The sequence below is a fragment of the Methylibium sp. genome, assembly GCF_031393925.1.
In the GTDB taxonomy this organism is placed as follows: Bacteria; Pseudomonadota; Gammaproteobacteria; order Burkholderiales; family Burkholderiaceae_C; genus Methylibium.
The window spans coordinates 1-5,911 of sequence record NZ_JANMWL010000082.1 but is presented as its reverse complement, the minus strand read 5'-3'; the positions used below and the strand labels follow the sequence as shown (position 1 = coordinate 5,911).

Sequence of the window (5,911 nt, the reverse complement as noted above, 5' to 3'; positions counted from 1 at the left end):
GTCGGGAAGCGCTCCCTAGAATCGGCGGATGACAGCACCACGCGATGAGTTCGGCGGCCGTTCGGACAACGCGGCCGGCCTGCTGCGCCACCTCAACCCGGAGCAGCTCGCGGCGGTGACCTTGCCGCAGGGCAATGCGCTCATCCTGGCGGGCGCGGGCTCGGGCAAGACGCGCGTGCTCACCACGCGCATCGCCTGGCTGGTGCAGACCGGCCAGGTCTCGCCGGCTGGGGTGATGGCGGTGACCTTCACCAACAAGGCCGCCAAGGAGATGCTCACCCGGCTTGGTGCATTGCTGCCGATCAACCCACGCGGCATGTGGATTGGCACCTTCCACGGCCTGTGCAATCGCTTCTTGAGGGCGCACTGGAAGCTCGCCGGCCTGCCTCAGGGTTTCCAGATCCTCGATGCGCAGGACAGCGTCTCGGCCGTCAAGCGCGTCATCAAGGCAATGAGTCTGGACGAAGAGCGCTACGTGCCCAAGCAGTGCGCCCGGTTCATCGCCGGCTGCAAGGAAGACGCGCTTCGGCCGCCGGACGTCGAGGTGCGCGATGAGCTCACGCGCACACAGCAGCGCATCTACCAAGCCTACCAGGACCAGTGCCAGCGCGAGGGCGTGGTCGACTTCGCCGAGCTGCTGCTGCGTGTCTATGAACTGATGCGCGACAACGCCGAGCTGCGCGCGCATTACCGGCGGCGCTTCAGCCACATCCTGGTCGACGAGTTCCAGGACACCAACAAGATCCAGTACGCCTGGCTCAAGATGTTCGCGGCGCTGCCGGGCGAGGCCGGCGCAGCGGCGAACAACGTGCTCGCGGTCGGCGACGACGACCAGAGCATCTACGCGTTCCGCGGCGCGCTGGTGGGCAACATGGCCGACTTCGAGCGCGAGTTCCGCGTGCAGCAGGTCATCAAGCTCGAGCGCAACTACCGCTCGTTCGGCAACATCCTCGACGCCGCCAACGAACTGATCGCGCACAACTCCCGCCGCCTGGGCAAGAACCTGCGCACCGAGGCCGGCCCAGGCGAGCCGGTGCGCGTGTTCGAGGCGACCAGCGACTTCGGCGAGGCCCAGTGGCTGCTCGACGAGGCGCGCCAACTGCTGCGCGACGGATCCAAGCGCAGCGAGATCGCGGTGCTCTACCGCAGCAATGCGCAAAGCCGCGTGATCGAGAGCGCGCTGTTCAACGCGAGCATGCCCTACCGCGTCTACGGCGGCCTGCGCTTCTTCGAGCGCGCCGAGATCAAGCATGCGCTGGCCTATTTGCGGCTCATCGAGAACGCCAACGACGACACCAGCTTCCTGCGCGTCGTCAACTTTCCCACCCGCGGCATCGGTGCGCGCACGCTCGAGCAACTGCAGGACGCCGCGCGCGCCAGCGGGCGCAGCCTGTGGCAAGGCGTGGGCACTGTGGCCGGCAAGGGCGGGGCGAACCTGTCCGCCTTCACTGCGCTCGTGGGCGCGATGCGCGAAGCCACTCGAGGCTTCACCCTGCGCGAAATCATCGAGCACGTGCTGCAGGCCAGCGGACTCGCAGCGTTCTACAAGAACGAGCGCGAAGGCGCCGAGCGGCTCGAGAACCTCGACGAACTCGTCAATGCCGCCGAGGCCTTCGTCACGCAAGAGGGCTTCGGCAAGGACGCCGTGGCACTGCCCGTGGACGAGCAGGCCGGCGGTGCTTCTGGCATGACGCGCGGCGGTCCTTCTGGCATGTCGCCCGGCGTCATGGCCCAGGGCATGCCGCTCGCGGTCGCCCTGGCCGCGACGCAGGCCGATGCCGAGACCGGCGAGATCATGTCGCCGCTGGCGGCTTTTCTCACGCACGCCTCGCTCGAGGCTGGCGACAACCAGGCGCAGGCCGGCCAGGACGCGATCCAACTCATGACCGTCCACGCGGCCAAGGGTCTGGAGTTCGACCAGGTCTTCATCACCGGCCTGGAAGAGGGCCTGTTCCCGCACGAGAACGCGGCCAGCGACCTCGACGGACTGGAGGAGGAGCGTCGCCTCATGTACGTGGCGATCACGCGCGCCCGCAAGCGCCTCTACCTGAGCTTCAGCCAGACCCGCATGCTGCACGGCCAGACTCGCTACCACGTCAAGAGCCGATTCTTCGACGAACTGCCCGACGCGGCGCTGAAGTGGATCACGCCCAAGCTGCAGGGTTTCGGCTCGGGCTTTGCGCGCGATTACCAGGCGGCGTGGCAGCGCGGCTCGGGCCTGGGCGGGATGATCGGCGCCGGCCGCATGCCGAGTGCCGCGCCGCCGCCGGCTGCCTTCGAGGCACTGACGCACACCACGCCGCAAGGTCTTCGTTCGGGCCAGGGCGTGTTCCACACCAAGTTCGGTGAAGGCGTGATCGTCACGCTCGAAGGCATGGGCGACGATGCTCGCGCCCAAATCAACTTCGGCCGCCACGGCATGAAGTGGCTGGCATTGTCGGTCGCCAAACTCACACCGGTCGATTGACGGCTGCTTCGGTTCGGCCGGGCGCATCGCGCTGCTCTGATCTGGGACGACTCGGCCGAACCGCCGCGGCGGCGGCGGATTACACGGCTCGTTTACCCGCGCTTGTGCCAGTGCAACGGATGCTTACAAACTCGCTCGCCGTCGCTGGGACGGCGCGCCTTGCCGCCCGGCAAGCGCCTAGTCGACATTCCAAAATGAGGAGACGAGATCATGCCCATGCTCATTGCCCTGGCGATATCAATCGCCGTTCTGGCCGTCGTTGCGACCTTCTTGTTCCTCGGCCCGCTCGCGGCGCTGAACGTGCAGATCTGGCAGGCCTTCGTGGCCTGGGCCAGCCACTACCACTGCGGCGGCAAGGTGGCCGGTACGCGCACCACCATCGTGTGCATGTCCTTCGGCGTGGTGATCGGTGCGCTGTCGGTCATGCTGGCCGGGCAACTCGGCGCGCTCGGCGCGCTGGCGGCGCCGGTGGCGGTGGGCATCGGGGCTGCGGTCATCGTGCTCGCGGCGCATGTGAGCCTGCTGTCGGTCATTCCGGCCAGCGTGTACGGCTTTGCGTGCGTGGCCGGGCTGATCCTGCTCAAGGGCATGGCGCCGATCGATGCGATCGTGCCGACCATCCTGTCGGTGGCCATCGGCGCGGCCTTCGGCTTCGTGTCCGAGGCGATCGCCGGCATGCTCGCCAAGAAGGAAGGCGGCGCCGCGACCACCTGATCGGTCCTTCGGCGCGCGGGGCGGTTGTACGCGGCCGCCCCGCCGTCACCATGACTCATGGCCGGCGCGATGCGTCGGCCTCTTCCTAAGCGTCGGGTGACAGCGCGCTGACACCGACGCCGACCGCTTTGCCGGTCACATCGATGCGGATGCTGACGATCGCGCCAATTAGGTGAACTGCCATCGCGGCCAGGCTGATGCTGGCGAGCGCGCGTGCAAGCTAGGGCTCTTCAGGGGCTTACTCGTGACGGTGCGCCACGCGCCAGCCAGCCTTCACATCCAGCGCCTCGGCCTTGCGGACGATCGGGTCGTACTCCATATCGCCGAAGTCCGCTGCGTCGATGCGCAGATAGTCCGCCGCGCGCATTGCCGGGGCGGGCCATCCGGCCGGCGCCTGGGCGTGCCACTCCACGAGCTCGAAGCGCAACTCGGCATGGCGACCGATCCGGCGCGTCAGCAGGGTCGGTAGATTCAGCGCAGGTGACCAGGAAGCCGCCCGAGCCTGATTCGGCGTTGCAGCGGCGTAGCGGATGCGGCGGGCATCGCCAGTGCCCGTGCTGCCCAGGCGCTTCATCGCCGCGATCTCGTTCTCGTCGACGAAGGTCGAGAGGGCAGCCCAGCTTGGCGTCACGCCCAAGCTGCGGAGTTCGCCGCAGGAGTAGTCGATCACGCGCTGGTCGTCATGCAACACGCGCTCAAAGCTGATGCAGCCGTCGGCAGCGCGGCGCCAGATGTCCTCGACGCGACCCTTGATCAGCGCCACGGTGTCGTTATCGCGAACGAACAGCCACTCCAGTCGTTTGACCTGCGGCCCGGTTCGCGTCACGCGATCCGTATGGGTCACTCGATACCGCGCAACAACAGGTTGCGGCGTCGACGTGGGTCCTGATGAAACTCGTACAGGTGGCGTCATCTGATCCGGGCGCCCATGCTCGCCGACGCGCCCATGCGCGTACGTCGTCGTGGTGGCCAGCAAGGCAACGAGCAAAGAGGCTGCCCGCAAAGGCTGCTGGATGACGTATTGAATGAACATGATGACAGTCGCTGATCAGGAAAAAAGGCGGCCGAGTCTCCTCGGTCGCCCGCTGTTCAAAGGCCAATGGCTCAGTTGAAGCCGAAAGCCTCGCGCATCACGTGGAAGATCCAGTTCTGCTCCATCGAGCCACGCACCAGGTGGGCCTTCGGTCCCTTGGCGTAGATCGCGACGTCCTCGCCGGCATGCGTCTCGGAGCCGAGCGGAATCGCTGCTTCCTGCAGGAAGTCGAGCTGCGTGGTGATCGCGTCGGTCAGCATCGGGCGTCCGCCCGCACGGTAGCCGGGGCCATTCTGGTAGCCAAGCGTGGTGTAGGGCAGGCCGTTGCTGTCCACATCGGAGATCTGACCGTCACCATCGCGCTGCGGAACTCCCTTCGAGATACCCAAGATGTCGTTGCCGCGCGCCGGATAGCCAGCGATCGTGAAGGTGTGGCTATGGTCTGCGCTGACGATGATCAGGGTCTCCTCGGGATCCGTCATCTCGATGGCCTTGCGGATCGCATTGGAGAATTCGACGGTCTCGATCAAGGCACGCTTCGCGTTGCCGTTGTGGTGCGCGTGGTCGATACGACCGCCCTCGACGTGCAGGAAGTAGCCACCACGCTCCTTCTCGAGCATCTGGAGGGCCTTGGTGGTCATCTCGGTCAGCGTCGGCTCGCCTGCGCGATCGGCTGCCTTGTCGGCCTCGAACTGGACATGCGAGGGCTCGAACAAGCCGAGCAGGTGCGTCGTCGTCTCCGGATTGATCGCGTCGAACTGCGCCTTGTTCCACGCATAGGCAGCACCCGGCCCGCGCGTGGCGACCCATTCCTGCGTCAAGTCACGGCCATCGGCACGGCGGCCGCGCGTCGTGGGGTACTCAGGGTCGAAGAAATTTGCACCGTTTTTCACCGAGGGCAGGAAGTAGGTCCGCCCACCGCCGATCGCCACCTTGAGGCTGCTTCGCACAGCGGGCGACACTTCGATCAGCTGCCGCGCGATGTCTTTTACCGCGCCAGGCGCGTTGCGGCAGGGGTAGCCCGCAACCGACGTCGTGGGCATGTTGGCGTCGGCCTCCCAGTCACGCACCGAGGTGTGCGAGTAGGTCGCGGCCGGGGTGGCGTGGGTCAAACGGGCAGTGGACACGACCCCCGTCGCCTTGCCGGCTTCGGCTGCGTATTCGAGGATGGTCTTGACGGAATTGCGCGCGATGGTGTCGGCGTTGCACTCGCCGCGGGCCGTCGTGTGATTGACCGACAACTGCCCCTCGCGAGCCTTGTAGCCCGTGACCATCGCGGTCATCGTCGGCGCGGAGTCGGAGGTCTGCTGGTCGGCAGAGTAGGTCTTCGACAACGCCAGGTTCGGGAAGGTCTCGAACGACAGCCGGTTCTCTTCACCGGGCTTGCCCTTCATCTGCCCTTCCAGGATGCGCGCGGCGGTCACCGTGGACACGCCCATGCCATCTCCGATGAAAAGGATGACGTTCTTGGCCTTGCGTTCGTTGACTTTTTGCTTTTGCGACTCTTGAACAAATTTGTCGCCGGCGTTGTACCAGTCGGCAACTGCTTCGGGGATGCGCACCGTAGGCACTTGAGCATGAGCGGGCAACAGGGTTGCCGCGAGACACAGTGCGCTGGCAGCGCTAACGATCATCTTGCTGGGCATGAATGACTCCGTGGAAATAACCGCATGAGCACCGCTCGCCAATGGGCGATC

4 protein-coding genes are annotated in these 5,911 nt (G+C 66.2%); 2 read left to right on the top strand and 2 right to left on the bottom strand.

Going from position 1 to position 5,911, the window contains the following annotated elements; translation table 11 throughout:
• The first annotated feature begins 28 nt into the window (after positions 1 to 28).
• Positions 29 to 2,467, top strand: a complete 2,439-nt coding sequence (locus RMO12_RS05245; protein WP_309638477.1) for a UvrD-helicase domain-containing protein — start codon at positions 29 to 31, stop codon at positions 2,465 to 2,467.
• Between the two features lie 210 nt (positions 2,468 to 2,677).
• A complete protein-coding gene (locus tag RMO12_RS05240) occupies positions 2,678 to 3,181 on the top strand; it encodes a DUF1097 domain-containing protein (RefSeq protein ID WP_309624745.1) in 504 nt (167 codons plus the stop codon).
• Positions 3,182 to 3,419: 238 nt separating this feature from the next.
• Here the strand turns inward: RMO12_RS05240 and RMO12_RS05235 are convergent, their stop codons facing one another.
• Both RMO12_RS05235 and RMO12_RS05230 read right to left on the bottom strand, forming a co-directional pair.
• Complete coding sequence (locus RMO12_RS05235; protein WP_309638476.1) at positions 3,420 to 4,214, bottom strand: hypothetical protein; 795 nt, start codon at positions 4,212 to 4,214, stop codon at positions 3,420 to 3,422.
• Between the two features lie 71 nt (positions 4,215 to 4,285).
• Complete coding sequence (locus tag RMO12_RS05230; protein ID WP_309638475.1) at positions 4,286 to 5,860, bottom strand: alkaline phosphatase; 1,575 nt, start codon at positions 5,858 to 5,860, stop codon at positions 4,286 to 4,288.
• Positions 5,861 to 5,911 lie beyond the last annotated feature (51 nt).

Coding starts and splice junctions, on each gene's coding strand:
- RMO12_RS05245 (WP_309638477.1), top strand. CDS start 29: ATGACAGCACCACGCGATGAGTTCGGCGGCCGTTCGGACAACGCGGCC.
- RMO12_RS05240 (WP_309624745.1), top strand. CDS start 2,678: ATGCCCATGCTCATTGCCCTGGCGATATCAATCGCCGTTCTGGCCGTC.
- RMO12_RS05235 (WP_309638476.1), bottom strand. CDS start 4,214: ATGTTCATTCAATACGTCATCCAGCAGCCTTTGCGGGCAGCCTCTTTG.
- RMO12_RS05230 (WP_309638475.1), bottom strand. CDS start 5,860: ATGCCCAGCAAGATGATCGTTAGCGCTGCCAGCGCACTGTGTCTCGCG.